The following is a 25,450-nucleotide window of genomic DNA, read 5'->3' as shown; positions in this document are numbered from 1 at the left end:
CAGGTGATAGATCATGAGAATGGTAGATCTTATTGTAAAAAAACAAAATGGAAAAGAACTGACAACAGAAGAAATTCAATTTTTCGTAAAAGGATACACGGATGGAAGCATCCCTGATTATCAGGCAAGCGCGCTGGCTATGGCGATTTACTTTCAGGATATGACGGATCAGGAGCGCGCCGATCTGACAATGGCGATGGTGAATTCAGGGGAAACGATTGATCTTTCCGCCATTGAAGGCATTAAGGTCGACAAGCACTCTACGGGCGGGGTCGGCGACACGACAACTCTCGTACTCGCACCGCTCGTCGCGGCGCTCGGCGTTCCCGTTGCTAAAATGTCCGGCCGCGGTCTTGGCCATACGGGGGGAACCATTGATAAGCTGGAAGCGATCGAAGGCTTCCACGTGGAATTGTCAAAAGATGAATTCATCAAGCTTGTGAACCGCGACAAGGTAGCGGTCATCGGACAAAGCGGCAATTTGACGCCTGCCGATAAAAAGCTGTATGCGCTGCGTGATGTAACGGGTACGGTGAACTCCATCCCGCTGATCGCAAGCTCAATTATGAGTAAAAAAATCGCAGCCGGAGCAGATGCCATCGTGCTTGACGTCAAAACGGGAGCCGGCGCGTTTATGAAAACGGATGAAGACGCCGTGAACCTCGCCAAAGCAATGGTCCGCATCGGAAACAACGTCGGCCGCCAGACGATGGCCGTGATTTCTGACATGTCGCAGCCGCTCGGTTTTGCGATCGGGAATGCTCTGGAAGTACAAGAAGCCATTGATACGTTAAGAGGGGAAGGGCCTGAAGACTTAAACGAACTCGTCCTCACACTCGGCAGCCAAATGGTCGTATTGGCGAAAAAAGCCGAGACATTGGAAGAAGCGAGAACGAAGCTTCAGGAAGTCATGAAAAACGGCAAAGCGCTTGAAAAGTTCAAAGAGTTCCTGAGCAATCAGGGAGGAGACGCTTCTGTCGTTGACGATCCGTCCAAACTTCCGCAGGCGGCGTACAAAATTGACGTTCCGGCGAAAGAAGCGGGTGTCGTTTCAGAAATCGTCGCCGACGAAATCGGCGTCGCAGCGATGCTGTTAGGCGCGGGACGTGCGACAAAAGAGGACGAAATCGACCTTGCCGTCGGCATTATGCTCCGCAAAAAAGTCGGTGACAACGTCGAAAAAGGCGAGCCGCTCGTCACCCTTTACGCCAACCGCGAAAACGTTGATGACGTGACCGCCAAAGTCTATGACAACATCCGCATCTCAGAAAAAGCGGAAGCGCCGAAACTGATTCATACGCTGATTACGGAATAAGAGAAGAAAGGCACATACCTCATCAGTATGTGCCTTTTTTTATGGCATGGTTTTATCCAAATGAATGTCACGGACGGATTGTTTCGGCTGTTTCTTTCTCAAAAAACGAATGAGATAGCACAGGATCATACAAGGAATTCCGCAGAAGAGGGCGATTCTTTGATTGGGATCAAATGCAAGGCCTACGCATGAAGCGAAACATAAGATCACAGCGGCGATCGGAACGAGAGGGTATAACGGTGTGCGGAAGGTCAGATCCGAGACGCGTCCGCCGTTTTTCACATAATGTTTTCGAAATAACAGCTGAGACAGGGCGATACTCATCCACACCACGACGCCGGCAAATCCGGCTATTGCCACAAGCACCACGTAGACCGTGCCCGGGGCGGCGATGCTTGAGATCAAGGATATGCAGGAAACGGCCATGCTGGCGAGCAGAGCATTCAGCGGAATGCCTTTCGGCGTGATTTTTTTGAACCGGGCGCTGATCATGTTTTCATTCGCCAGAGACCACAGCATCCGGGTGGAAGCATACAGTCCGGAGTTGGCGACAGAAAGCAAAGCCGTTAAAATCACGAAATTCATGATATCTGCGGCGTATGGGATACCGATTTGGGAAAAGACCGCGACAAACGGACTTTCAATCACACCGGCTTCCTTCCAGGAGATCAGTCCGGACAGGACAAAAATGGCGCCGATAAAAAAGATGACCGTTCTCCAGGCGACATTTCGGATCGAACGCGGAATATCTTTTGCCGGATTGGCGGTTTCACCGGCGGTAATTCCGATCAGCTCCGTTCCTGAAAAGGCGAAGCTTACGGAAATCATTGCGATGAAAACCGCAAGAAAGCCGTTCGGAAACAGTCCGCCGTGTGAGGTGAAATTCGACAGCATCGGAGCTTCACCCGAACCGTGCAATGAAATCAAACCGAACATCGCGGCTCCGCCTAAGATGATAAATAAAAGGATGGTAACGATTTTGACGCTGGAAAACCAAAACTCTGTTTCTGCAAACAATTTAACGGAGAATGCATTGGCGGCAAAAAGGAGAGCCGCGAAAATCGCGCTCCACATCCAGACGCTGCTGTGGGGAAACCAGCGCTGCATAAGGATACCGGAAGCTGTAAACTCCGATCCTACCGTCACCACCCAATTCACCCAATACATGATACCGACCATAAAACCTGTGGACGGTCCGATAAACGTTGTCGCATACGTTTGAAATGAACCGGTCACAGGCATGGCTACTGACAATTCTCCGAGACACTGCATGACAAGATACATCATCAAGCCGCCGATCAGGTAAGCGGCGATCGTCCCGCCCGGCCCGGCCTGGCTCAATGTATACCCTGTGCTCAAAAACAGCCCCGTGCCGATGACTCCTCCCAATGAAATCATAAATAAGTGCCTGCTTTTCATCGTGCGCTTTAGTTGATTGCCGCCTTGATCAACATCCATCGTGATCTCCCCCTTTTTGCGTGGCGTGAGAATCTTCCGGCAGCAGAGAGCACGCGTGCCGGATTTGACTTTAACGTGACAATTTAAATCCCTTTAATGCATGTAAAATGACGTGTGCGGCTGCCCGGCTTGTCATATCGCGAAAATCAAGTGTCGGATCAACCTCAACGATCTCAATACCCGAGATGTCAGCCTCCTGGGCTAAAAACCTGACCGCCTGAAGCAGTTCCTCAGTATACAGACCTCCGGGGCCGATCGCAGGACAGCCGGGCGCATGAGCTTGATCCAGCACATCCATATCAACCGAAATAAAAATGGCGTCGGCTCTTTTTTGAACGGCCGGCAAGACCTCTTGTATCGTTCGGAGGAGCCCTTTCTCCCGGATCATCTCCATTGTATGCACGTCTGCCTGCCGCTCTTTTACATATTGTTCATATGCCAAGCTGTTGCTGAACTCCCTGATTCCAAGCTGAATCAGGTTTTGTCCGCTTATGATATTTTCATCTAACAGACGGCGGAATGGCGTGCCGTTTGTCGGCCCTCCGTCTTCTGTGTTGCGGACGTCGTGGTGGGCGTCGAATTGAAAGACGGCCGTTGTTCCTTTCGTTTCCGCAATGGCTTTAATGGTGGAATAACTGATGGAGTTGTCGCCGCCGAGAATGACGGGCACCCAGTCAGGCTGGTCCGTCAGAATGTCATGAATGGTCCGATAAATGTGTTCGTGAGATTTAACGACATCCGTGACGTGAATCTGAATATCACCGATATCGTACAGATGGTCAATGACATGCTCCCGCAGCTCCGCGGAATATGCGGAAATCCCGCCTAGCGCCCGGCGGATCGCACCGGGGGCAAAGCAGGCGCCGGAATGGCTGATTGACGACTTAGAAAGCGGAACGCCGATCAAAGCCGGCCCTTTGATCGTTTGTCCCGCCCACGCTTCCGTCACATCGCCGACCCTTGTCACATGGCGGTCGTTGAAGAGGGAGCCGGCTTTTTGCAGAAACGGATACTTATCCAAGAGCGGCTCCCTCCCTTGAAACGACCGTCTTTCCGTTCTTGATGACACGGCGGACATGATTGACGCCGTAATGATACGGGATATACATGTAATTCGGCGCTTCCCAAATGACAATGTCAGCCGCCCGTCCGGCTTTAATTTGTCCGGCCTCTTCGCCTTTTCCGATCGCATACGCGGCATTAACGGTGACAGCGTGCCAGATTTCTTCTGCGGTCATTTTTAAATGAAGCGCGGCAATCGACATGATGAGCTGGAGATTTTCCGTCGGTGAGCTGCCCGGGTTGAAGTCAGTCGCCAAACTGACCCGTACGCCCGCATCAATCATCTCCCGGGCTCTCGCATAAGTGTGTTTGCCGAGATAGAAAGTCGTGCCCGGCAGCAGGACGGCGATCGTTCCGGACGCCGCTAGCTTTTCGATGCCTTCGTCAGACGCCCCCACCAAATGATCGGCAGAAACAGCATGCAGCTCTGCCGCCAATTCCGCGCCGCCGAGCGGGTCAATCTCATCAGCATGGATTTTCAGGCCGAAACCAGCTTCAGACGCCTTTTTCAGGTAGTCCCGTGACTGGCTGACGGTAAAGACGCCTGTTTCTGTGAAAATATCGGCAAATTGCGCGAGGCCTTTTTCTTTTATTTCAGGCAAAAGCTGCAGCATGCGATTCAGAAATTCGTCAGGGCTGTTCCGGTACTCAGGCGGAATGGCGTGTGCCCCCATAAAGGTCGTGACAAGGTCGACCGGCTGGCGCCCGCCCAGTTTTTTCGCTGCGGTCAGCTGTTTCAGCTCCGTGTCTTTGTCGAGTCCGTACCCGCTTTTTACTTCCGCGGTCGTGATGCCGTATGACAGCATGCGTCCGAGGTGAAAAAGCCCTTTTTCAATCAGTTCTTCTTCGGAGGCGGCTTTCGTGTCTTTGACCGTTGACAAAATACCGCCGCCTTGCGCCAGAATATCCAAATAGGACATGCCCTGAATTTTTAAATTCAGTTCTTTTTCCCGGGACCCTCCGAATACAAGATGGGTATGGGGATCGACGAGGCCGGGGGTGACGAGCCGTCCCCCGCAGTCGATGATGTCTCGTGCCTCGTATCCTTCCTCTGCTCCTTGATGTCCGGCAAAAACAATGCGCCCGTCGTGAATGCCGATGACGGCATCTTCCGTGACATGAAGATCCTGCATGCTTCCGCCTGATCGGGGGCCGCCGGATTCCATCGTCAGCAGCTGGCCGATGTTGGTGAGTAAGGTATCTATTTGTTTCGGCATGTTACCGCTCCTTTTTCATCGGTATCATAATGTCTTGTTCCTCGGCGACTTGAGCCGCTTTTTCATAACCTGCGTCCGCATGGCGGATGATGCCCATTCCCGGATCGCTTGTCAGAACGCGGGAAAGCCGCTGTTCCGCAAGGATGCTGCCGTCAGCGACCGCGACCATTCCCGCGTGAAGGGAATATCCCATGCCGACGCCCCCGCCGTGGTGAAAAGAAACCCAGCTTGCGCCTGAGGCGGTGTTGATCAGCGCGTTCAGCACCGCCCAATCGCCGACCGCGTCGCTTCCGTCTATCATCGCTTCTGTTTCCCGATTCGGAGAGGCGACAGATCCGCAGTCTAAATGGTCTCTTCCGATGACGATCGGGGCTTTCAGCTCGCCGTTTCTGACCAATTCATTGATGGCGAGTCCCATCTTTTCCCGTTCACCGTAGCCGAGCCAGCAAATACGGGACGGCAGGCCTTGAAATGTGACTTTTTTCTGTGCCATGTCAATCCAGCGGTGAAGGGCTTGATTTTCTGGAAACAGCTCTTTTAATAAAGCGTCCGTGCGGTATATATCTTCAGGATCGCCGGATAGCGCAGCCCAGCGGAACGGCCCTTTTCCTTCACAAAATAAAGGCCGGATGTAGGCGGGAACGAATCCCGGAAAATCAAAAGCATCGGCGAGACCCTCATCTTTGGCAACTTGACGGATATTGTTGCCGTAATCAAAGACGATAGCCCCTTTTTTCTTGAAGGCAAGCATGGCTTCCACATGCTTTTTCATACTTTGCTTGGATAGCCTTACGTATAAATCGGGCTGGTCCCGGCGCAGACGCCCGGCCTCTTCAAGTGAGTATCCTGCCGGAATATAGCCGATCAGCGGGTCGTGAGCGGAAGTCTGATCGGTCACGATGTCAATATGGACGCCGCGGTTCAAAAGCTCATGATGCACCTCAGCCGCATTGCCGAGAAGACCGATCGATAAAGGTTCTCCGGCTTGTCTGGCTGCTTCGGCCCAGCGCAGCGCTTCGTCAATTGATGCGGTTTTACGGTCGCAATAGTTTGTTTCCATCCGTTTATCAATCCGTGTTTCATCCGCTTCAACGGCGATGACGACGCCATCGTTCATCGTGACGGACAGCGGCTGGGCGCCTCCCATTCCGCCAAGACCGGCCGTCAGCGTAAGGGTTCCTTTCAGACTGCCGCCGAAATGCTGTCTCGCAAGCTCCGCAAAGGTTTCATAGGTGCCTTGCAAAATGCCTTGTGAGCCGATATAAATCCAGCTGCCGGCCGTCATCTGCCCGTACATCATCAGCCCTTTTTTCTCAAGGTCATGGAAATGCTCCCAATCCGCCCATTTCGGCACGAGAACCGAATTAGCCAGCAGGACGCGGGGCGCGCGGCTGTGCGTGCGGAACAGTCCGACCGGTTTTCCGGATTGGATCAGCAGTGTTTCATCATCTTTTAACGTTTTGAGGGAACGCTCAATCGCGTGAAAAGCATCCCAGTTTCGCGCGGCCTTGCCTATGCCGCCGTATACGATCAGATCCTCCGGCTTTTCGGCAACCTCCGGGTCAAGGTTGTTTCGAAGCATGCGGAGCACGGCTTCCTGCTCCCATCCTAAGCATTCAATTTCGGTGCCGCGGCCGGCGCGGATTGATTTCTTTACATCAGTCATCTTGTCATTCCCCCTTCTTTGGTCATCAGTTTTTGGTGATGTTCATTCGGCAGAAAAGACTCCTTCTTCAGCCAGTCACTCAGATGCTCGATGTCATAAGAAAACACGCGGTCTTCTTGTATGGACGGCACGATGTTTCTCATTTCGTGATAGAGCTGTTTTGTGTACGGGGCGCAATGTTCCGCACCCCGGTATTCCACGGCCTGCAGCGCGCAAATGGCTTCAACGGCAAGCACCCGTCTCGTATTCGCAATGATCTGGTAGGCGTGTCTTGAGGCGATGGTTCCCATGCTGACGTGATCCTCCTGGTTTGCCGATGAAGGAATGGAATCGACACTGGCGGGATGGGCCAGGGTTTTATTTTCTGACACGAGGGAGGCCGCCGCATATTGCATGATCATCGCGCCGGATTGTAAGCCGGGCTGAGGGCTCAGAAAGGGCGGCAGGTCATTCAGCTGCGGATTCACAAGCCGTTCGATCCGGCGTTCAGAAATATTCGCAAGCTCGGCCGCCGCCACTTTGAGAAAATCCATGGCAAAGGCGATCGGCTGTCCGTGAAAGTTTCCGCCTGAGATGATTTTGGCGCCGTCTTCGAAAATGAGCGGGTTATCTGTCGCGGCATTCATCTCAATTTCTAGTTTTTCTTTTACATACGCTAATGTCTGCCATGATGCGCCGTGGACTTGAGGAATACAGCGGATCGAATAGGCGTCCTGGACACGCAGCTCCCCTTGGACGGTCGTCAGTTTGCTGTCTGACAAGTAATAGCGGATTCGCTCTGCGACATCCATCTGTTCCTGATAACCGCGGGCGGCATGAATGTCCTCGTCAAACGCATCGATAATGCCCTGAAGGCCTTCGATCGTTAAGCTCGCGATCCGTTCCGACTGATAGGCCAGCTTTTCGGCTTCGAGGTAAGCGATCAGCCCCATCGCGGTCATGGCCTGCGTTCCGTTAATCAGCGCGAGCCCTTCCTTAGAGGTCAGGACGGACGGCTGAAGGTTTGTCTTTTCTAAAGCATGGGCTGTCGGCATCCGGGCCCCTTCGTAAAAGACTTCGCCTTGCCCGATAAGCGCCAGTGCGAGATGAGAAAGCGGCGCCAAATCTCCGCTCGCCCCCAGTGACCCTTGCTGCGGGATGACCGGGTGAATGCGATGATTGAGATACGCGAGCAGTTGATCAATCAGCTCAGTCCGCACGCCGGAAAAGCCTTTCAGCAAGGCATTGGCTCGCAAAAGCAGCATGGCCCGCGATACAGACTCCGGAAACGGATCACCGACGCCGCACGCGTGAGAAAGAATCAGATTCAGCTGCAGATCCGCGGCGTCTTCTTTTTGAATCAGCACATCGCTGAACTTGCCGAATCCCGTCGTAATCCCGTAAATGGTCTTCTCTTCCTGAACGATCCGTTCAACCGCCGCCCTGCTTTTTTTCACACGTTCCATGCTTTCGGCAGATGCCTGAACCTCTTCAAAATCAAACAGCACACGTTGGGCATCTGCGGTTGTCAGTGAGGAACCGTCTAACGTCACCATCATTTCAACCCCTTTTCCTTTACTTTGGTAAAGCGCCCATACAAAAAGGAGCTATGCCATGAAAATGATATTTCACGCATAGCCCCCTATCATCTGAAATCTATGGGCTGATTCATATGTGATTAATTCCGACCCCGAATGTTTCGTGCTCAAGCCCCTTAATCGGAGCCCCGATCGTGCCGTAAAGTGAAACGGCGATCCAATCGCCTTCCGCCTCGCTTTCATACGGATTTCCCCGCAAGACGGCAAACTTCAGGCCCACGGTACGAAGCAGCGAGCCAAGCAGCATTTCGCCCCGCGTCACTCCGTGCAAAGCTTCCATTGTGGCATGATACAGCGCATGTGATTCGCGATAACCCTCAGATTGAATGACGCCGCTCTTTTTGGAAGCGGTTTCAATTGCGGCTACCACCTTATGCGCATCCATTGAACCCACCCTGCCGAGACAGACTTTCCAGCCGTCCCGTTCCAGCCGGCTGATCTGCTGGTTTTCTTCAGTCTCATGAAGCAGAAGAAGGACGGACAATCGCCCGATGCGGCGGTCTTTGTGTAAGGTCATATATGCTTCACTCAATTCTTAAATATTCTGATAACTAGTAACTGTTTTTTATATTAAGTGTTTGCGAATCAGAAGTCAAAACTTTTTTTCCAGTCTTTCACAAATCAGATTGCTATCGAAGTAAAGCGGTACATCGTGAAGCCGGCGCTGTTGATCACATATTTTCGCCATCCGCATCATAAAATGGAGCGTTGTCTTGAAAGCGTTTTAAGAAAAGAAGAGAGCGAGGCGATTTCAGAAAATGAAAACCAGTTTCTTTCGTGTGTGCCTGGTCTCAGCAGCGGTCATCGGGTTCACTCTGCCGCAGGCAAAAGCCCAGCATCCGGTTTTTTCAGAGGTCAGCGTGCATGATCCGTCCGTCATCAAAACAGGCGATACATATTATGTATTCGGCTCGCATTTGGCTTCCGCCAAGTCGAAAAACCTGATGCAGTGGCAGCAGATATCTTCAAGCGTCAATCCCAATAATCCCCTGATTCCGAACGTCTACACCGAATTAAAAGAGACATTCGACTGGGCCCAGTCTGATACGCTGTGGGCGCCGGACGTCGCCAAGCTGTCTGACGGGAAATATTACATGTACTATAACGCCTGTAAAGGAGACTCGCCGAGGTCCGCTCTCGGTGTCGCCGTGAGTGACAAAATTGCAGGGCCCTACAAAAACAAAGGCATCTTTTTGAAATCGGGCATGGAAGGAAAAAGCAAAGACGGCACGACGTATCATGCAAACGTTCATCCGAACGTCGTAGATCCGCAAACGTTTTTTGACCATAAAGGCAAGCTCTGGATGGTGTACGGCTCTTACTCCGGAGGGATTTTTATACTGGAAATGAATCCGAAAACCGGTTTCCCGCTCCCGAACCAAGGCTACGGAAAAAAACTGCTCGGCGGAAATCACAGCAGAATCGAAGGCCCGTACATCAGCTACAATCCGGAAACGAAATATTACTATCTGTATCTGTCATTCGGCGGACTTGACACAGCCGGCGGTTATCATATGCGTGTGGCGCGCTCTAAAAATCCGGACGGTCCGTACTATGACGCCGCAGGCCATAACATGCTTGATGCCAAAGGAAAAGACGGCAGCTTCTTCGACGACAAAGCAATTGAACCGTACGGGGTCAAACTCATGGGCGGCTACAGCTTCGCCTCACAATCTGAAAAAGGCACAGGCTACATATCACCGGGACACAACTCCGTGTTTTACGACGGGAAAACGAAACGATCATACCTCATTTTCCACACCCGTTTCCCGAACAGAGGCGAAGAGCACGAAGTCAGAGTGCATCGGCTGTACATGAACAAAGACGGATGGCCCGTTGCAGCGCCATACCGCTATGCGGGAGAACCGGATTCACACATATCGGCGGCCGCTGCATCCGGAACCTACAAACTCATCCAGCACGGAAAAGACATCACAGCTACGATTAAAACCCCAAAAAACATCCGGCTTAACAACGACGGCATCATTTCCGGGGAAATGACCGGAACCTGGACAATAACGGACAGCAGCAAAGCCCGAATCAACCTGAACGGCACAAATTATGACGGTGTCTTCCTGAAAGAATGGGACTCAGCGAGAGAGAAAGAAGTTGTGACGTTTAGTGTGCTGAGCGGTGATGGGGAGGCTGTTTGGGGAGTGGAGTGAAAAAGCACCTACTCCAGTTTGGAGGGTGCTTTTTTCTTGCTAATTAGGAGAATGACCTTCTATTGCTTTTAATAAACTAATTGAATTATGATGGACTCAACCTCTATCATTTGTAGTGAATAGTATAAAATTGAAAACAAAAATTTGAATACATACCTATGAAAAAACGAAAGGAAGTTTAATTTTGAAAAAAACAATAAAAGTAGCCGCCGCAGTTATACAAAATGAAAACAATGAAATTCTATGTGCTCTACGTTCTCCAACAATGTCTCTTCCTAATCTGTGGGAGTTTCCTGGTGGAAAGCTTGAAGAAGGAGAGAATGCTCGGGAAGCACTTGTAAGAGAAATTGAAGAGGAACTTGATTGTAAAATCGTTGCGGACGATGTGATAGCCGATATTCATCATGAATATGAGAAGGTCATCGTCAATTTAATTTCAATAAAAGCGAAGATTGTATCAGGGAAGCCGGTAGCAAAAGAGCATGCGGAATTCAGATGGGTGCCTATACGTGAGCTAGAATCACTAGAGTGGGCACCCGCTGATCTTCCGACCGTATCTGCCTTAATTCGTTAAATCCACATACAAGTTTTCTGGGACAGGCTGATGGAGCTTCCATTTGACATTCATTGGCTTGTCTCCGTGGCTTGATACGTAATCCGCTTCTCCTACATAAATAAATGGTAAAGTGATGTTGTGCATTTCGGTGAATTTCCTCACAAATAAATGAATATGGTATCCTTTTTCCTTATGGTGAATAAAGTTTTGCCCTACGCTTGAAGCATGTGAGGTTTGGTTTTGACTTTGCCAGTGAAAATGGCTAGGATCAATAAAATAATCTTTATATAGCAAATGATCTTCTACTTTTTCTGACTTATTCAAATTGATAAAGATTAAATAGTGATTTTTAACTCTACGTACACCCTCTCGCCAAGTCCCTTCCTGATCAGTTGACTGAAAAAGATAAATGAGCTCATTTCTTGTATAGGTCTGATACAATGTTAGCTTAATCTCTTTTGAAGCAAGGGCTTCTATATTGTTCATACGTCTAAATTCAATCAGTCCATAGTGGACGCGCTCCTTAATATACGGTCCGAATAATGGATCGTTTAATATCTCGCTCACTTCTGGATCTAACTTGAATGTATCACCTTGTAATGTACCAAAGCGCCAATTCTGTTTTTGATCTGATTTCGTTAAACGCTCCATTGCTCGCTGAATGAGGTCATCATGTGTATCTGTTGTGATTTGAATATGAAACTGTTTTTCTAACGATTCTTTTACATCTTCTATTGTGATGATATTTTTGTGAAAACCGCTCTGTAAAATTAACCATTCATAAGGCCATTTAATAGGTAATTGCTGTTCTAATTTTGCTACTATCCCTACAACCAAGGGGTTATTGAGAATTCCTTCATCTGTAACATTCAAATCGTCCATTTTCTTTTTGGTCTGTACCCACGATTTGTATTTCTTTATAAAAAAAGTAAGCCCAGGTGCCTGTTCAGAGTATAGAAAATCAATTAATTCTGGAGAGCGTCCTAGATCTTGTTTAAATTGCTTGTATAACGTTTTCAGCATGGCATCTGAATTTAGTTTAATATGATCGATCTTATTCAAAATTTCTTTTTTTGTTACGGCTGAAAGGTCAACATATGATCCTCCAGGTAAATCCGCAAATTCATGCGTAACGGCCACTCGGAGGGAATCTTTATCAAACGATTTTTGGCTTGTTTGTCCAGATAGTGCGAGTGGAATAACGAATGACTTTTGATAGTTTCCGATAAAATCCAGTATCGTTACAAACTCTTTGTCGTCAGTTTTTCTAAGTCCCCGTCCTAATTGCTGAATGAAAATCGTTGGTGATTCTGTTGGTCTAAGAAACAATAGTAGATTGAGCTTTGGAATATCTATTCCTTCGTTGAAAATATCTACTGTAAATATAATTTCTAAACTGTGGTGAGGGTCCTCTAGTTGACGAATGACCTCTTGTCTTTTTGCAGGAGAATCATTTCCTGTTAAGTAAGTTGTATAAAATCCCAATTTGTTAAATTCATCACTCATGTATATTGCGTGTTCGACGTTTGTACAGAAACCTAAGCCAACCATTTTCTCGCCGTGGAATCCATACATGTTGATCATCTTAATGATATATTCTACTCGTTTATGAGTTTTTAAATGATCTACTAGCGATTTCTCTTCGTACATTCCATTTTTCACTTTTACTTTTTCGTAATCTACAGTATGATCTGAAATTCCAAAATAGTGAAATGGTGCAAGTAGCTCTGCCTTTAGAGCATCGCGGAGTCTAATTTCGTAAACAACATTATGATCACAAATCTGAAGGACGTCTTTACCGTCAAGGCGCTCTGGAGTGGCAGTTAACCCTAATAAAAACTTTGGTGTAAAGTAGTTTAATATAGCTTGATAGGTAGATGCTTCTGCATGATGGAATTCATCAATCACAATGTAGTCAAATTCATCTGTTGAAAAGGATTCCAATGTTTCTTTTTTATGTAACGTTTGTACTGTGCTAAATAGAAAACGTTTATCTCTTTCTTTTTTGGTTCCAGTCAATAAACCAAAATCTTCATGATTATTGGTGACTTTCTGGAATGTTTCGATTGCTTTTGAAAGTAACTCTTCCCGGTGAGCAAGAAAAAGATATTTATTTGGTTTAAATTGCTCAAAATCAAATGCTGCTAAAAATGTTTTTCCGGTTCCAGTGGCGGCGATGATGACTGCTTTTGTTTCCCCTTCATTTCTTGTTTTTTTAAGCTTTTGCAACGCTTCTTTTTGCATAGAATTCGGGGACATTTTCGTTTTGTAAAGAGAGTTTTGAGCAGCAAAAGAAGCACTTACCTTTTGGCTTCCTGCTTGGAATTCCTCATAGGCTTGTAAAAATTGTTCGTCAACAGGCTGTGTCTTTTCATTCCAAACAGTGTCAAACAAATCTTTTGTTTGTTGATAAACAGGAAGATATCTGGTTTCGGGCAGTCTAACATTTAACTCATACCCGGTCGTAAGTGCAGCTTGTGATAGATTTGAAGATCCTACAATGACACTATGCTGTCCAGAACAGCGTTCAAATAAGTATGCTTTCGTATGGAAAGATTTTTTATATTCATTTACAATTCTCAACTCAACATTTTCAAATTGAAGAAGATGTCTTAACGCCTTCGGTTCTGTAATACCCATATAGGTAGATGTAATGATGCGTACAGGGACATGTCTTTTCGCAAGCTCCTGAAGCGGAGGGATCAAAAGTTGAACACCAGACCACCTTGTAAAACTAACCATAAAGTCTACCCGATCCGCCGTTAACATCTCGTGTTTTAATGCTTTGAAAAAGTTATCATGAGTTTGATGATTTCCTAGCAGTTTCAGACGATGTAGAGAAAATTCCTCTGAAATAGGAAGTTCCATTTCGTTTAAACTATAAAGCACTGTGGAAAGTGGTAATGAAAAATTCGTATGTTTTCCAAGCTGAGAGGCAACCTTCTCGCTCAGCTGAATCGCTTGTTCATATTGATCTTGATCCACAAGTGTTTGAAATGTCTCGCTCAGTTGTTTTGCCGTATGTAAAGTCAAAACCTCTGCATATTCTTTTGGGCTGACCGGTTGAATGCGATGTGATGTTGGATAAAGTTTTTGTTGTTGCTGAATTTCCTCATGGAAGCCTCTATGATTTCTCATCATAATCTCCTTTTTTATATCAATAATTCCATTTTATCACTACTCTTACCAATAGGTAATGCTAAAAAAGAAGAGAATAAAGTCCTATTTATTAAGCGCTTAAAAAATAAAGCTGAGGTAGTTTGGTTTGGTATAAAGACGTCATCGCCACAAACGGAGAAAGTCTGTAAGCGCAATGTTCCAAAGCAAGCCGGCAAAATTGACATTCAGCAAAGAGAGGAGGACAATAAAAGCAGAAAGGCGGGATTCATATGTTTAAAAAAATTCTTGCAGCAGTAGACGGTTCAGACATGAGCGGCAAAGCTTTGGACGCAGCGATCCATCTGGCGAAAGAACAGGAGGCTGAACTCACCATTCTCTATGCGGGACGTGAAGCCGTTGTCTCCACATCAGCCTTAACAGGGATTGTCTATGTTCCGGAAAACTTCATTGAAGACATTAAACATGAAGTCGAGCAAAAAGGAGCGGCCATTCTGGAAGAGGCCAAGCAGAAAGCGGCTGAAAGCGGGGTAAACGCGGAAAGCCTGTACGTCCAAGGCGAACCTGCGCATCAAATTTTAAACATAGCGAAAGAACAGCATTTCAATCTGATTGTCGTCGGAAGCCGCGGAATCAGCGGATTTAAAGAAATGATGCTCGGAAGCGTGAGCCATAAGGTCTCACAATTGTCTCCTTGTCCTGTACTGATCGTTCATTAAACAGAAGGCCCTGCTGATGCGGGGTTTTTTTAATGAGAAAAGACCGCCGTCTTTCGAAAAATAGGATGAAATCTTCCTCTGAATCAAGTAAAATGGCTGTTAGTATTTGTCTGAATAAACAGTCAATGATATGGAGGAAGCAAATCAATGCAAGCTGAACAAACATCAAATGCCGTCATCAAAATGGTCATTTCCATGGTCATTTTCGGATCAATCGGCTTTTTCTCGGAACATACGAATGTGCCTTCAATTGAACTGGTCTTTGTGAGATGTCTGTGCGCCTCATTGTTTCTGGGCGTTTGCTGGTTTGGTTCCGGACGGTACCGCACCGAACAATGGAACCGGCGTGAGGTGCTGCAGACACTGGCCTGCGGATTTTTTCTCGTGCTGAACTGGGTGTTTTTATTTGAATCATTTGAGGAGACATCAGTGACGATAGCGATTTCCGTTTATCATCTGGCTCCCGTTCTCGTCCTTCTTCTAGGGAGCCTTATATATCGGGAGAAACTGCATATTGTGTCTGTCACTTCCATTGTGATTTGTTTTCTGGGCACCGCCCTGATTTCCGGCATCAACGGAAGTACATCATTTTCTCAGCTGATGGGATCGGGTATTATTTGGGCCGTGCTGGCCGCCCTTTTTTACGCCTTTACGACACTGGCCGGGAAAGGCATCAACAGTCTCAGCCCATACGCCGTCACCTGTTTGCAGACCGGATTGGGCGTTATCATTCTTCTTCCGTTCGTCCGTTTCGGCGCTTTTTCTGATTTGTCGCATGTGAACTGGATCATGATTGTGTCAACCGGTATCATTCATACGGGAATTGTGTATTTGCTCTTTTTTGACAGCTTGCGGTTTTTATCCACCCGGTTTATTTCAATCATCGTATTTCTTGATCCGGCGGTGGCGATTGTGCTTGACACCGTATTTACGGGATTTCGCCCCGACCTTTATCAATCTTTGGGGATTGTATTGATTTTTGCGGGAATGGCGCTGTCCCTGATTCGAAAGCAAAAAGCTGTGCCGGCGGAAACTCAGGCAGACAGCACCCGTGTATAGGCGGCCGTATCGGCTGCTTTTTTTTGTTTTGGGGCTTTTCAGCCATAACGGAAAAGCAGACAAACAGATCATGGAAAAAGAGGATAGTAATTGTATAATACTTCTTGTGTTTACAATTTAAGAAATTAAAGGAGTGAAGGGTATGATAAAGAAATCACGTCATCTCGCTTTCTTGGGTGCACTCGGCTTTGCGCTTTGTCTGGCCATCGTATGTTCCGTATCAAAACAGGCAGAAGCGGCAGCAGCTTATCCGGATGTGATGCAGGGACTTACCGGATTCGCGGGAAATGCGAAGGATCATAACGGAAAAGCAAAATCCGCCGTATCGGGAGGCCAGGGCGGCCCCGTCGTCTACGTCAGCAATCTTAATGATCTGAAAAACAATGCGGGCGGAACGGACCGCAAAACCATCGTCATCACAAGTGATATTTCCTCCCCGGGTAAAGCCGTTGTGACAGTCGGCGCCAATAAAACCATCGTCGGCTCTTATACCAGCCACAGGCTGACCAACATCTATCTGACCACCGGCTCCGGCTCAAACAATGTGATTTTCAAAAATCTCATTATCAGCCATAGTGCCGCCATTACGGGCAACAACGACATTCCGATGTACATAGCGAACGGACAGAATTACTGGATTGACCACGTGTGGTTTGAAGGACACAGCTACAATCCGAACAGCCACAGTGATTTGGGAAAGCTTCTGTATGTCGGCGCCAAAGCGGATTTTGTGACGCTGTCTAACTCTAAATTCACAGACCATCTGTACGGCCTGATTCTCGGTTATCCGAATGATGATAACGAAGGACGCAATTATATCGGCTATCCGCATATGACGATCACCAACAACTATTTTAATAAAGTCTATGTGCGTTCACCGGGCCTGATGAGATACGGCTATTTTCACGCGAAAAACAACTATGTGACCAATTTCAATTTAGGATTCACCATTCATACAAACGCGACTGTCTTCTCAGAAGCCAACTATTTCGGTAACGGAAATGAAAAAGGCGGAATGATAGACGACTACGGGACGGCCCAATTCACCGACATCGGTTCATTCCCGTCGCTCAAAGCCCCGAAATCACCGCGCACCGGCTGGAATCCGAGATCAAATTACAGCTACGGCACGCTTTCAGCCCAGGACGCCAAAAACTTCGCCCAATCCTATGCAGGAGCGCAAAATACAAATCTTCGCTATCCATAATACGAAAAACCGCCGGCAGCCGGCGGTTTTTTCATATGAATAAAAGGTTAGAATTTCCATTTATATCTAAAATAACCTTTAATGTCTACTTGTATTATGGATTTGTATTACAAGTGGGGTATCTGTGAAATTTTAAAAAAGAACAAGTGAAAAAGCACTCCCCCGAATGGCCCGGCAAAACGTCAGGGTAAAGCGGCGGCATTTCGCGTATAATGAGGGGAGCCGGACAGAGAAGGAGTTTAGTCATGAATGAGTTTAATGAATATGCGATCAGCCCCGAGATCCGACGGGCGCTGAATGGCTTGCAATACACCGAGCCGACTGAAGTGCAGCGGCGCGTCATCCCCGCCGCGCTGCAAAAAAAAGACCTCGTCGTCAAATCACAGACGGGCAGCGGCAAAACCGCGGCTTTCGGCATTCCGATCTGTGAGCTTGCGGAATGGGAGGAAAACAAACCGCAGGCGCTGATTTTAACGCCGACCCGCGAGCTTGCGGCACAGATTAAAGAAGATATCACGAATATCGGCCGTTTCAAACGGATAAAAGCCACAGCGGTTTTCGGAAAAGCTTCTTTTGACAAACAGAAAACCGAACTGAAGCAAAAAAGCCACGTCGTTGCCGGAACGCCGGGGCGTGTGCTTGATCATATAGAGAAAGGGACGCTGCCGCTTGAGCGGCTGGCGTATGTGGTGATTGACGAAGCGGATGAAATGCTGAATATGGGATTTATTGAACAGGTGGAAGCCATCATTCAGCATCTGCCGAAAAACAGAGTCACCATGCTGTTTTCAGCGACGCTGCCGGATGACGTCGAGAAGTTGAGCCGCACATATATGAAAGACCCTGAATTGATTGAAGTAACAGCGGAAGGCCTGACGACAAAAGACATTGAGCATTTTGTCACCAGAACAGAAGAACAGGACAAAACATCTTTGCTGCGTGATGTTCTGATCACCGAAAACCCGGACAGCTGCATCATATTCTGCCGGACAAAAGAAAGGGTCATCCAGTTAACCGATGAGCTGGACAGGCTGGGCTACCCTTGTGATAAAATTCACGGCGGCATGGTGCAGGAAGACCGCTTTGACGTCATGAATGAATTCAAGCGCGGCGAGTTCCGCTATCTCATTGCGACCGACGTTGCCGCCAGAGGAATTGATATCGAAAACATCAGCCTCGTCATCAATTATGATATTCCGCTTGAAAAAGAAAGCTATGTGCACCGCACAGGCAGAACGGGCCGCGCCGGACACCGCGGACGGGCCGTTACGTTTGTGACGCCGTCTGAATCGCGGTTTCTGAATGATATTGAGACATATATCGGTTTCCGCATCCAAAAGCGGGAGGCGCCGTCTGAGAAAGAAACAGCGGAACGGAAAGCGGCTTTTGCGGAAAAATTGAACGCCCGCCCCGATGTCAAAACAGACAAAAGCGAACAGTTAAACAAAGACATCATGAAGCTGTACTTTAACGGCGGGAAAAAGAAAAAACTCAGAGCGGTCGATTTTGTCGGAACGATTGCGAAAATCGACGGCGTTTCAGCCGATGATATCGGGATTATCACGATTCTGGACAACGCATCGTACGTCGAGATTCTGAACGGCAAAGGCCCGCACGTTCTTGACATCATGAAAAATACGACGGTCAAAGGCAAAAAACTGAAAGTCCATAAAGCCAAGAAATAAAAAAGAAAGCCTGCCGCGCGCAGGCTTTTTTTACATCGTCTCCTCAGGCACGAACGCAAGGATGGCAATGCCGATCACAAATAACAAAATCAGGCTGAACACGGCGGCTGACGAATTTCCGGTCAGCTGGGCGGTCACGGCAATCAAAAGAGGGCCGATAATCGAAGCGAACTTGCCGAAGATATTATAAAAGCCGAAAAACTCATTGGCGTTCTGTTTGGGGACAAGCTTGGCAAAGTAAGAGCGGCTCAGCGCCTGAATACCTCCTTGGGAAGTGGCGACAAGCATAGCCAAAACCCAGAAATCAAAAGCGGAATCCATAAAATAAGCATACGTGCAGACAATCATATACACGCCGATTCCGGCATAAAGCATCGTTTTTCCTTTAAACCGTTCGGCCAGCCGTCCGTACAAAATCGAAAAAGGCGCGGCGACGACCTGTGTGACAAATAAAACAATCAGCAGATTGGCCGCGCTGATGCCGAGGTCAGCCCCGTATGACGTGGACATCGTAATGATAGTGCCGACCCCGTCGATGTAGAAGAAATAGGCGAGCAGAAACAAAAACAGTGCCCGGTGCTTCCTGATCTGCTTCAGCGTGCCGGCCAGCCGTATAAAACTGCTGAGTACAAGCCGCGGCTCCCTCTCGATATAATAGCGCTGGCGGACGCGGAGAAGGAGCGGGATCGAAAACAGCCCCCACCAAGCCGCCGTAATCAAAAAGGCAATGCGGCCGGCAGCCTGGGCGGACAGCGGAATCACCTCCGCTTGTGCTGAAAGAATGACGGCAATGCTGAGGAGAAAAGGGATCGTGCTGCCGATATAGCCCAGTCCAAATCCCCTGGCGGACACCATATTCATCCGCTCCTTTGCGGCCACATCAACGAGAAACGCATCATAAAACACATTAGACCCGGCAAAGCCGATCGTGGAAATCGTATAACAAATTAATAACAGCATCCAAGATTCGCCGGGAATCAAAGCCAGCGCGGCTGTGCCCGCCACACCGATCAGAAGAAAGAAGGCAAAAAACCGTTTCTTGCATCCTTTGTAGTCGGCAATCGTTCCTAAGATGGGGCCGAGCATCGCCAAAATAAAAGTCGCGGCGGCAATCGTATAGCCCAAATAAGCGGTAGAATCAGCCGCGCTGACACCGTTTTCCGCCGCCGCGGCTTTAAAAAACAAGGGGAAAACAGCCGTCATAATAATGACCGAATAAGCTGAATTGGCCCAATCATACAGCATCCAGCTGCTTTCTTCTTTCGAAAACCGTTTCATCACACACGCTCCTTCCCAAAAACCGGTTCTCTGCATTATATGCGCCTCATCGCATCGTTGGACAAAGATTTCTGAACGGCGTTTTCTGATTGACCTGGAGATATTGAACTAGTTCAAAGGTGTAGCAGGTAAATGGTCAGGCGGGAGGGAGACAGAATTGAAGATTGCGAAAGTCATTAATAATAATGTTGTCAGTGTGCTCAAAGAAGGCAATCAGGAATTGGTCATCATGGGCCGGGGCATTCCATTTTAGTTCCCTTGTATTTATTTTGTCTTACATTCACATATGACTTAGTTAAGGCAGGCAAAACCTAAATTACAATGAGTGCGGATTATCTCTGTTTGTGCTGATGGTAATTTAGGTCTTTTTAAGTTTCGTTTTTATCATTATTCTGACTGATGTTCCCTTTTACAGAATCATGTATGATCGATAAAGAAATCGCTTTCAAAGAAAGGGGAATGCCAACATGTTTTATCGTATGAAACGAGTGCTGCTGCTTCTTGTCACTGGATTGTTTTTGAGTTTGTGTGCGATCACTTCTACTGCATCAGCTCAAACAGGCGGGTCGTTTTTTGAACCTTTTAACAGCTATAACTCCGGATTATGGCAAAAAGCAAATGGTTACTCCAATGGAGATATGTTCAACTGCACGTGGCGTGCAAATAATGTATCAATGACGTCATCAGGTGAAATGCGATTGGCGCTGACAAGCCCGTCTTATAACAAGTTTGACTGCGGGGAGAACCGCTCCGCTCAAACCTATGGCTATGGACTTTATGAAGTCAGAATGAAACCGGCTAAAAACACAGGGATCGTTTCATCGTTCTTCACTTATACAGGTCCAACGGATGGTACCCCTTGGGATGAGATTGATATCGAATTTTTAGGAAAAGACACGACAAAGGTTCAATTTAATTATTATACAAATGGAAAGGGAAATCATGAGAAGGTTGCGGATCTCGGATTTGATGCGGCCAATGCCTATCATACGTATGCGTTCGATTGGCAGCCAAACTCTATTAAATGGTATGTCGATGGGCAATTAAAACATACTGCGACAAGCCAAATCCCGACAACACCGGGAAAGATCATGATGAACTTGTGGAATGGGATAGGTGTTGATGACTGGCTCGGTTCCTACAATGGTGTAAATCCGCTATACGCTCATTATGACTGGGTGCGCTATACAAAAAAATAATGTACAGAAAAGGATTTCCGCCAGCGGAAATCCTTTTTTAATTAAAACGAAATAATCCCAATCAAAAGCGCCGCAATCGTCATCACAATCGTTGTCCCCACGGCCCATTTAATAGTGAATTTTTGATGATCGCCAAAGCTGACGCCCGCCATTCCGACCAGTAGATAGGTGGATGGCACAAGCGGGCTGAGCAGATGCACCGGCTGGCCCAGCAAGGAGGCTCTTCCGATTTCAGCGGCGTCTATTCCGTAAGCGGAAGCGGCTTCGGCGATGATGGGAAGCACACCGAAGTAAAAGGCGTCATTTGACATGAAAAAGGTGAAAGGCATGCTGATGATCGCAGTGATCAACGGCAGATGCGGACCCATGGCGTCAGGGATGAGTGAAACGAGAGAATGCGCCATCGCATCCACCATTTTTGTGCCGGAGAGAATGCCTGTGAATATCCCTGCCGCGAACACCATTGAGACAACGTTTAACGCGTTACCGGCATGCGCCGAGATTCGTTTCTGCTGCTCTTTGACATTTGGATAGTTGATCATCAAGGCGATGGCGAACGCGGTCATAAAAAGAACAGGGATTGGCAGCAGGCTGGTGATCAGCGCGGCCATCAGAGCGACAGTCAGCAGCAGGTTAAACAACTGGAGAGCGGGACGCTTCAGCGGCGTCGCCTCCGGATCAGAAGACGGCGTGTGTTCAATTGAAATGATGCCGAGCCGCTTCCGTTCTTTTTTTCCGAGGAGATAAGCAACGGCGATCACCCAGAGAATGCCGGCGATCATAGCGGGAATCAGCGGCGTAAAAACTTCTGACGTGTCCAATTTCAAGGAAGCCAAAACCCTCGCCGTCGGCCCGCCCCACGGAATAATATTCATGACCCCCGAACCGAGCATCGCAATTCCCGCCAGCACCAAACGGTTCATGCCGAGCCGTTTGTAAAGGGGCAGCATTGCCGCAATCGTAATCATATACGTTGTTGTTCCATCCCCGTCCAGCGAAATGGTCATCGTCAGAACCGCTGTGCCGATGGCGATTTTTAACGGATCCCCTTTGACAAGCGATAGAATTTTGGCAATGAGGGGATCAAACAGACCTGAGTCAATCATAATGCCGAAATACAGGATGGCGAATAACAGCATGATCCCGGTTGGTGCGAGGTCTGTAACGCCTTGAATCATCATCTCGCCGAGATCTTTGCCAAATCCGCTGATCAGGGCAAACACAACAGGAACGACAATCAAAGCAATAAGAGCGGAAAGCCGGTTAGACATAATAAGATACATAAAGACAATCATCATCACAAAACCGAGTATGGCAAGCACGATATGACCTCCCCTGTTCAACAGCTGTATTGGTGAGCGCTTTCACAATTTATTTCTGTGAAAATGGCTTTATTTCAAAATGTGTATGACCGCATATGTAAATACAGACCTAAAATCCTAATGAGCGGATCACCAGTTTATATGAAGAACGCCGCGGGTAAATGTGCTGTAGAATGTTTCGTTTTAAAAGGGGGAACTGACATGAGTGATGATCAAAACAAACGAGTAAATGAACACTCAAAGGACAAACAGCTGGAGCAGTACCGGTCTGATAACAGCGGCAAAAAAATGACGACCAATCAGGGGCTTCGCGTGTCTGAGGATGAGCATTCTTTAAAAGCGGGCGTCCGCGGCCCCACGCTGATGGAGGATTTTCATTTTCGTGAAAAAATGACGCACTTTGACCACGAGCGGATTCCGGAACGGGTCGTTCATGCGCGCGGGTACGGCGTTCATGGGCATTTTCAGGTGTACGAACCGATGACGGAATATACACGGGCGAAATTTTTGCAGGACCCGTCCGTCAAAACGCCTGTTTTCGTCCGTTTCTCAACAGTGGCGGGCTCCAAGGGATCAGCCGACACTGTCCGTGACGCCAGGGGATTTGCGACGAAGTTTTATACTGAAGAAGGGAACTATGACCTCGTCGGAAACAATATTCCGGTATTCTTCATTCAGGACGCGATCAAATTCCCGGATCTCGTTCACGCCATAAAACCGGAACCGCACAATGAAATGCCGCAGGCTGCGACGGCTCATGATACGTTCTGGGATTTTGTCGCAAACAATCCTGAATCCGCGCACATGGTCATGTGGACGATGTCTGACCGCGGCATCCCGCGAAGCTATCGGATGATGGAGGGCTTCGGCGTGCATACGTTCCGTTTCGTCAACGAGAAAGGAAAAGCGCGCTTTGTAAAATTCCACTGGAAACCCGTGCTCGGCGTTCATTCCCTCGTATGGGATGAAGCGCAGAAAATTGCCGGGAAAGATCCCGATTTCAACCGCCGCGACCTGTGGGAAACGATTGAAAACGGCGGCAAAGTCGAGTATGAGCTCGGTGTTCAGATGATTGACGAAGAAGATGAGTTCAAATTTGATTTTGATATCCTTGATCCGACGAAGCTGTGGCCGGAGGAGTTGGTTCCCGTCAAGCTGATCGGAAAAATGACCCTTGACCGCAATCAGGACAATGTCTTTGCGGAAACAGAACAGGTCGCCTTTCACCCGGGAAATGTCGTGCCGGGCATCGATTTTACCAATGACCCGCTTCTTCAGGGCCGGCTTTTCTCTTATACGGATACACAGCTCATCCGTCTTGGCGGACCGAACTTTCACGAGATTCCGATCAACCGGCCGGTCTGCCCGTTCCATAACAACCAATACGACGGCTACCACCGGATGACGATTAATAAGGGCCCTGTCGCCTATCATAAAAATTCTCTGCAGAACAATGATCCGTCGCCGGCCTCAGAAGAAGAAGGCGGATACGTTCATTATCAGGAAAAAGTAGAAGGCAGAAAAATCCGCCAGCGCAGTGAGAGCTTCAATGACTATTTTTCTCAGGCCAAGATGTTCTGGAACAGCATGTCTCCCGCCGAGAAAGAACATATCATCTCCGCGTTCTGTTTTGAGGTCGGAAAAGTGAACAGCAAGGATGTGCAGCAGCAGGTGGTTGATGTCTTCAGTCATGTCGACGCCGGGCTTGCCGAGCGTGTTGCGAAAGGAATCGGCGTGAACCCGCCGCCGAAGGACCGTGAATCTGATGAAACGTTCACTTCCCCGGCCTTAAGCCAGGAAAACACGGTGAAAACGGCAGCGACAAGGCAGGTTGCGGTTTTAACCGACCACGGATTTTCTGATGAGAAAGTCAAACAAGTGCTTGACGCATGCAAACAGGCGGGAGTCAGAGTCGATATCATCAGCCCCGCGCTGGGAACCGTCAAGGGAGAAAACGGTACGGAGCTGGAAGCGTCAGCCACTTTCCTGACAGCGGATTCCGTCCTGTACGACGCTGTTTTCATTCCGGGCGGAAAAAAAAGCACAGACAGCCTCAAAGCCCAAAAATCGGCCAGAGACTTCGTCAGCGAAGCTTTCAGCCATTACAAAGCGATCGGCGCCTCCGGTGAAGGAAAAGAACTTCTCGCCCTCGCCGCCGGAACCGAAAGCGGCCCCGGTCTTGTTCCGGATGGAAACTGCGAACAATTTCTGAAAGCCGTGGCTGAGCATCGGCATTGGGACAGAAACATATAAGAATGAAAAAGCGCCTTTTATGAAGGAGGCGCTTTTTTCTTGTGAAAGTGAAATATCTGAGGAGAAAACGAAAATTGCTTCCGTGCAAATCCGTACCTTCCGCTGTCCGGGACATTCAGACAACAGTTTTAGAGAGTCAGGGCATGCGCCATTTAAAGCAGGCGGGTTGATGAAATAATATGTTTCACCCTCTTTGGTTTACTTCCGCTCTGTGTTTGTGTATCTTAGGGGTAGATTTTCTGGAGGAGCGAATGATAGTGAAGCCGTTTACCGAAAAACAACTCGAAGAATATTACCGGCGTGACGAAAACATGATGATTTTGGTGTTTGCCCAATGGTGCGTCAATCATGACCTTGACCCGATGGCCATTTACAGCAAGGCTTATCCCGGACAGCCTTTAAACGAAGAGCTGCGAAAAACGGCTGAAGAGCTTGTCGTGCCGAAGGAGGAATCAGAACCGATTCCTGATCAAACCGTTATCGGCGTTTTGGAGATGTTCGGCAACTCCGATTTGGCAGAAGCCGTTTATGAAGCCATTGCGCAAAGACCTTCACGGTAAAAGAGGCGTGGATTTTCCATGTCTCTTTTTTTCAT

Annotated in this window: 19 protein-coding genes and 1 pseudogene; 11 read left to right on the top strand and 9 right to left on the bottom strand. The window is 48.2% G+C overall.

Annotated elements, in window-relative coordinates; translation table 11 throughout:
• The first annotated feature begins 13 nt into the window (after positions 1–13).
• A complete protein-coding gene (locus tag HWY38_RS04525) occupies positions 14–1,315 on the top strand; it encodes a pyrimidine-nucleoside phosphorylase (protein WP_007614811.1) in 1,302 nt (433 codons plus the stop codon).
• A 39-nt stretch (positions 1,316–1,354) separates the two neighbouring features.
• Here HWY38_RS04525 and HWY38_RS04520 read toward each other — a convergent pair whose 3' ends face one another.
• The 6 genes from HWY38_RS04520 to hutP all read right to left on the bottom strand — a co-directional run bounded on the left by HWY38_RS04520 (position 1,355) and on the right by hutP (position 8,812).
• Complete coding sequence (locus HWY38_RS04520; RefSeq protein ID WP_038464440.1) at positions 1,355–2,773, bottom strand: amino acid permease; 1,419 nt, start codon at positions 2,771–2,773, stop codon at positions 1,355–1,357.
• Between the two features lie 70 nt (positions 2,774–2,843).
• Positions 2,844–3,794, bottom strand: a complete 951-nt coding sequence (gene hutG, locus HWY38_RS04515; RefSeq protein WP_224181348.1) for a formimidoylglutamase — start codon at positions 3,792–3,794, stop codon at positions 2,844–2,846.
• Positions 3,787–5,052, bottom strand: a complete 1,266-nt coding sequence (gene hutI / locus HWY38_RS04510) for an imidazolonepropionase (protein ID WP_224181347.1) — start codon at positions 5,050–5,052, stop codon at positions 3,787–3,789. The genes hutG and hutI overlap by 8 nt, the downstream gene beginning before the upstream one ends.
• A 1-nt stretch (position 5,053) precedes the next feature.
• A complete protein-coding gene (gene hutU, locus HWY38_RS04505) occupies positions 5,054–6,718 on the bottom strand; it encodes a urocanate hydratase (RefSeq protein ID WP_224181346.1) in 1,665 nt (554 codons plus the stop codon).
• Positions 6,715–8,253: a histidine ammonia-lyase gene (gene hutH, locus HWY38_RS04500; protein ID WP_224181421.1), complete on the bottom strand. Its 1,539-nt coding sequence runs from the start codon at positions 8,251–8,253 to the stop codon at positions 6,715–6,717. The genes hutU and hutH overlap by 4 nt, the downstream gene beginning before the upstream one ends.
• Positions 8,254–8,365: 112 nt before the next feature.
• Complete coding sequence (gene hutP / locus HWY38_RS04495; RefSeq protein WP_004393292.1) at positions 8,366–8,812, bottom strand: hut operon transcriptional regulator HutP; 447 nt, start codon at positions 8,810–8,812, stop codon at positions 8,366–8,368.
• 241 nt (positions 8,813–9,053) lie between these two features.
• Between hutP and HWY38_RS04490 the strand changes: the two genes are divergently transcribed.
• Positions 9,054–10,460 (top strand): glycoside hydrolase family 43 protein, encoded by a 1,407-nt coding sequence (locus HWY38_RS04490; protein WP_224181345.1) that lies wholly within the window; start codon positions 9,054–9,056, stop codon positions 10,458–10,460.
• Positions 10,461–10,644: 184 nt separating this feature from the next.
• Positions 10,645–11,034 (top strand): (deoxy)nucleoside triphosphate pyrophosphohydrolase, encoded by a 390-nt coding sequence (locus HWY38_RS04485; RefSeq protein WP_224181344.1) that lies wholly within the window; start codon positions 10,645–10,647, stop codon positions 11,032–11,034.
• On the opposite strand, the gene HWY38_RS04480 is transcribed toward HWY38_RS04485, so the two are convergent.
• Positions 11,023–14,154: a DUF3427 domain-containing protein gene (locus HWY38_RS04480; RefSeq protein ID WP_224181420.1), complete on the bottom strand. Its 3,132-nt coding sequence runs from the start codon at positions 14,152–14,154 to the stop codon at positions 11,023–11,025. The genes HWY38_RS04485 and HWY38_RS04480 overlap by 12 nt on opposite strands.
• A 251-nt stretch (positions 14,155–14,405) precedes the next feature.
• On the opposite strand from HWY38_RS04480, the gene HWY38_RS04475 reads away from it, so the two are divergent.
• The 4 genes from HWY38_RS04475 to HWY38_RS04460 all read left to right on the top strand — a co-directional run bounded on the left by HWY38_RS04475 (position 14,406) and on the right by HWY38_RS04460 (position 18,803).
• Positions 14,406–14,852: a universal stress protein gene (locus HWY38_RS04475; RefSeq protein ID WP_007614788.1), complete on the top strand. Its 447-nt coding sequence runs from the start codon at positions 14,406–14,408 to the stop codon at positions 14,850–14,852.
• A 147-nt stretch (positions 14,853–14,999) separates the two neighbouring features.
• A complete protein-coding gene (locus HWY38_RS04470; protein WP_224181343.1) occupies positions 15,000–15,911 on the top strand; it encodes a DMT family transporter in 912 nt (303 codons plus the stop codon).
• 142 nt (positions 15,912–16,053) lie between these two features.
• Complete coding sequence (locus HWY38_RS04465) at positions 16,054–17,118, top strand: polysaccharide lyase family 1 protein (RefSeq protein ID WP_224181342.1); 1,065 nt, start codon at positions 16,054–16,056, stop codon at positions 17,116–17,118.
• Between the two features lie 245 nt (positions 17,119–17,363).
• The gene (locus HWY38_RS04460) at positions 17,364–18,803 is read left to right on the top strand and encodes a DEAD/DEAH box helicase (RefSeq protein ID WP_224181341.1); all 1,440 of its coding nucleotides are present in this window, start codon (positions 17,364–17,366) and stop codon (positions 18,801–18,803) included.
• Between the two features lie 30 nt (positions 18,804–18,833).
• On the opposite strand, the gene HWY38_RS04455 is transcribed toward HWY38_RS04460, so the two are convergent.
• Positions 18,834–20,084 (bottom strand): MFS transporter, encoded by a 1,251-nt coding sequence (locus tag HWY38_RS04455; protein ID WP_224181340.1) that lies wholly within the window; start codon positions 20,082–20,084, stop codon positions 18,834–18,836.
• Positions 20,085–20,238: 154 nt separating this feature from the next.
• Here HWY38_RS04455 and HWY38_RS04450 point away from each other — a divergent pair.
• Both HWY38_RS04450 and bglS read left to right on the top strand, forming a co-directional pair.
• Positions 20,239–20,331, top strand: a pseudogene (locus HWY38_RS04450) (CAT RNA binding domain-containing protein); the annotation flags it as partial.
• Positions 20,332–20,548: 217 nt separating this feature from the next.
• Positions 20,549–21,280, top strand: a complete 732-nt coding sequence (gene bglS, locus HWY38_RS04445; RefSeq protein WP_224181339.1) for a beta-glucanase — start codon at positions 20,549–20,551, stop codon at positions 21,278–21,280.
• 41 nt (positions 21,281–21,321) lie between these two features.
• Here bglS and citH read toward each other — a convergent pair whose 3' ends face one another.
• Positions 21,322–22,602 carry a citrate transporter CitH gene (gene citH / locus HWY38_RS04440; protein WP_224181338.1) on the bottom strand — a complete coding sequence of 427 codons (1,281 nt, stop codon included), beginning with the start codon at positions 22,600–22,602 and terminating at the stop codon, positions 21,322–21,324.
• A 201-nt stretch (positions 22,603–22,803) separates the two neighbouring features.
• Here citH and HWY38_RS04435 point away from each other — a divergent pair, with 201 nt between their 5' ends.
• Together HWY38_RS04435 and HWY38_RS04430 are read left to right on the top strand one after the other, a co-directional pair.
• Positions 22,804–24,855, top strand: coding sequence for a catalase (locus HWY38_RS04435; protein ID WP_224181337.1), 2,052 nt, complete (start codon positions 22,804–22,806; stop codon positions 24,853–24,855).
• A 251-nt stretch (positions 24,856–25,106) separates the two neighbouring features.
• Complete coding sequence (locus HWY38_RS04430) at positions 25,107–25,415, top strand: hypothetical protein (RefSeq protein WP_015418528.1); 309 nt, start codon at positions 25,107–25,109, stop codon at positions 25,413–25,415.
• Positions 25,416–25,450 lie beyond the last annotated feature (35 nt).

The sequence above is a fragment of the Bacillus sp. KS1 genome, from assembly GCF_020075515.1.
In the GTDB taxonomy this organism is placed as follows: Bacteria; Bacillota; Bacilli; order Bacillales; family Bacillaceae; genus Bacillus; species Bacillus velezensis.
The sequence above is the reverse complement of the archived record's forward strand: the minus strand, read 5'-3'. Positions and strand labels throughout refer to the sequence as shown.

Bases quoted from the DNA above. Each gene is read 5' to 3' on its own strand.
- HWY38_RS04525 (WP_007614811.1), top strand. From the start codon at position 14: ATGAGAATGGTAGATCTTATTGTAAAAAAACAAAATGGAAAAGAACTG.
- HWY38_RS04520 (WP_038464440.1), bottom strand. From the start codon at position 2,773: ATGGATGTTGATCAAGGCGGCAATCAACTAAAGCGCACGATGAAAAGC.
- hutI (WP_224181347.1), bottom strand. From the start codon at position 5,052: ATGCCGAAACAAATAGATACCTTACTCACCAACATCGGCCAGCTGCTG.
- hutU (WP_224181346.1), bottom strand. From the start codon at position 6,718: ATGACTGATGTAAAGAAATCAATCCGCGCCGGCCGCGGCACCGAAATT.
- hutH (WP_224181421.1), bottom strand. From the start codon at position 8,253: ATGGTGACGTTAGACGGTTCCTCACTGACAACCGCAGATGCCCAACGT.
- hutP (WP_004393292.1), bottom strand. From the start codon at position 8,812: ATGACCTTACACAAAGACCGCCGCATCGGGCGATTGTCCGTCCTTCTT.
- HWY38_RS04490 (WP_224181345.1), top strand. From the start codon at position 9,054: ATGAAAACCAGTTTCTTTCGTGTGTGCCTGGTCTCAGCAGCGGTCATC.
- HWY38_RS04480 (WP_224181420.1), bottom strand. From the start codon at position 14,154: ATGAGAAATCATAGAGGCTTCCATGAGGAAATTCAGCAACAACAAAAA.
- HWY38_RS04475 (WP_007614788.1), top strand. From the start codon at position 14,406: ATGTTTAAAAAAATTCTTGCAGCAGTAGACGGTTCAGACATGAGCGGC.
- HWY38_RS04470 (WP_224181343.1), top strand. From the start codon at position 15,000: ATGCAAGCTGAACAAACATCAAATGCCGTCATCAAAATGGTCATTTCC.
- HWY38_RS04465 (WP_224181342.1), top strand. From the start codon at position 16,054: ATGATAAAGAAATCACGTCATCTCGCTTTCTTGGGTGCACTCGGCTTT.
- HWY38_RS04460 (WP_224181341.1), top strand. From the start codon at position 17,364: ATGAATGAGTTTAATGAATATGCGATCAGCCCCGAGATCCGACGGGCG.
- bglS (WP_224181339.1), top strand. From the start codon at position 20,549: ATGTTTTATCGTATGAAACGAGTGCTGCTGCTTCTTGTCACTGGATTG.
- HWY38_RS04435 (WP_224181337.1), top strand. From the start codon at position 22,804: ATGAGTGATGATCAAAACAAACGAGTAAATGAACACTCAAAGGACAAA.
- HWY38_RS04430 (WP_015418528.1), top strand. From the start codon at position 25,107: ATGATAGTGAAGCCGTTTACCGAAAAACAACTCGAAGAATATTACCGG.